The following is a 2,341-nucleotide window of genomic DNA, read 5'->3' as shown; positions in this document are numbered from 1 at the left end:
TTTTAGTGTATACAAAAAGGCCAACATCCATTATATTAAAAGCGCTGAAACCTAAAACAAAAGGATGATGACCATATGAACAATATACTAGAAGCTACACTACAAATCAAAGATAAAAACATTATTTGGGATAATAAAGTTCAAGAGAAGATATTTAAAAAGAGAAAATCTTTATTTTATGCAGCTACTTATACGCATAAACCAGAATTTTGTACCGTTTGTGGGTGTGTTAGCCGAAATAATAATATCGTTAAAAACGGCACGAAAACATCTCGTATCACTCTCTGTTCTGTTTCAGGCCTAGCGGCCTACTTAAATCTACGCAAGCAGAGATTTCTCTGTAGAGAATGCGGCTCTTCATTTACCGCAGACACTAGTCGAATCGTAGAAAAACACTGTCATATCTCTAAACGCTTAAAAAACGAAATTAAATCAAAAATAAGTGAAACAGTATCTGAAACCTATATCGCAAAAGAAACAAATGTTTCAGTTCATACGGTAAGACGTATCATAGATGATACAACACGTTTACTAAAGATTAAACCATTACACGATTTACCTGAGCATTTGTGTTTTGATGAATTTAAATCCGTCAAATCTTCCGATAGTAATATGAGCTTCATTATTTGTGATAGCACTACACACAAGCTGGTCGATGTTGTACGAGATAGAAAATCTTACAGCTTGAAAAAGTATTTTCATCGTTTTGAGCCTAAGACTAGATTAAAGGTAAAAACTATCTCCATCGACATGTACTTACCGTACATTCAATTAATAAAAGAAATGTTTCCTAACGCTAAAATTATCATTGATCCTTTTCATATCGTACAAGCCTTAAATAGAGAATTAAATCGAACTCGGGTACGTGTCATGAATAAGCATCGCTATAAAGACTCTAAATTATATCGAAAGTTAAAACATTATTGGAAGTTAATTTTAAAGAACTCTAATGAACTTCAGAACTATAAATATAATCGTTATAAGCTTTTTGAAAGCTTCATAACAAGTAAAGGAATCGTAGATTATATCTTAGAAAAAAATCCATCTCTTAAAAATGATTATGAGGTTGTACATTCACTTCGTGAATGTATACAGGATAGAGATTATATAGAATTCAAGGAAACGATTGAAGCAGCTACGCAATTAGACCTATCTCCTGGTTTAAAAAGAGTATTAAAGACTCTTATGACTTACTTGCCATATATTCAAAATACTTGTGAGTATCCAACTAGAACAAATGGCCCTATTGAAGGAATAAACAATAAAATAAAAGTGCTTAAAAGAAATGCCTACGGCTTTAGAAACTATTACCATTTTAGAAATAGGATTATTTTAATAACAAAAATGTTTGGCCCAAAATAAAAAGGAATTAAGCAACAATTAGTTGCTTAATCCCTTCCTAAATTTCTTCATCAACACTATTTGACAAAGAGCCCTTTTTTAGTGCTCAAAATAGCACTCAATTTTAAATGGATTTGGTGTTCAAAAAATATAATCAAATGCAACAAACTAATTTCATTTTTAATAGGCACAATTAATTTTAGAAGATAGTACGAAAAAATATTGACTATTTTCTTTAGAATGTGTAAAATTTAGATAGATTATTTAAAGTGAGGTTTTTTTATCTTGTCTATATTAAAGAAGAAAGTTAATATGTTTAGTGTACTATTGAATGTGGTATTAATAGCTATTATAGCTATTGGAGTGCTATTTTTCTTACCTAAGGAACATAAATCAGAAGTCAAATCGTCAATTAATATCGAAAGTATTGAAAAAGTGAATGAAGTTGTATTTTTGAATGCGGGAATTAATGAAATTATTTCTGAAACAAAAACAACTCAAGTTTTTGGGTTTGATGTGCCGTTCTCTAAAAAAGCAGCATTAGTAATTTTAAATTATAAAGCTAAATTTGGAATTAAAAGTAGTGTAAAGGTTGAACAAATAAGCGAAAAAGAATATAAGGTTATTGTTCCAAAATTGGAAGTAATTGGTGTTGAACTTTCAAAAGATAATCCTTATGATTTATATGATAGTCATGGAGAGTTATTAAGTGGAACTACAGAAGATATTGATACTGGGAAATTGGTCGCTAACCAACTTTCTAGTGATAAACAAGCAGAGTATTTAGATAAATTTAAGAGTGAAATTAAAGAATCTGCAATCAATTATTATAAAACAATATTTTCTTCAATGGATTCTGAAGTAAAAGTAACTATAGAATTTACAGAATAATTTTTGAAATACAAAACCCTGGCCATCTCTGGTCAGGGTTTTGTGTGGTTCTATAATTTTTAGGGTTGATGGAAATTTTCCACCAACCCTATTTTAGTGTATACAAAAA

General features: G+C 29.8%; 2 protein-coding genes. Both read left to right on the top strand.

Annotated features, from left to right (window positions below):
• Positions 1 to 75: 75 nt before the first annotated feature.
• Entirely contained in the window at positions 76 to 1,362 is a 1,287-nt protein-coding gene (locus ADI86_RS01635; RefSeq protein ID WP_049531504.1) for an ISL3 family transposase, read from the top strand.
• A gap of 291 nt (positions 1,363 to 1,653) precedes the next feature.
• Positions 1,654 to 2,232 (top strand): DUF4230 domain-containing protein, encoded by a 579-nt coding sequence (locus ADI86_RS01630; protein ID WP_000493216.1) that lies wholly within the window; start codon positions 1,654 to 1,656, stop codon positions 2,230 to 2,232.
• The last annotated feature ends 109 nt before the right edge of the window (positions 2,233 to 2,341 follow it).

This window comes from Streptococcus pseudopneumoniae, from assembly GCF_001074975.1.
Lineage (GTDB): Bacteria > Bacillota > Bacilli > Lactobacillales > Streptococcaceae > Streptococcus > Streptococcus pseudopneumoniae_D.
The sequence above is the reverse complement of the archived record's forward strand: the minus strand, read 5'-3'. Positions and strand labels throughout refer to the sequence as shown.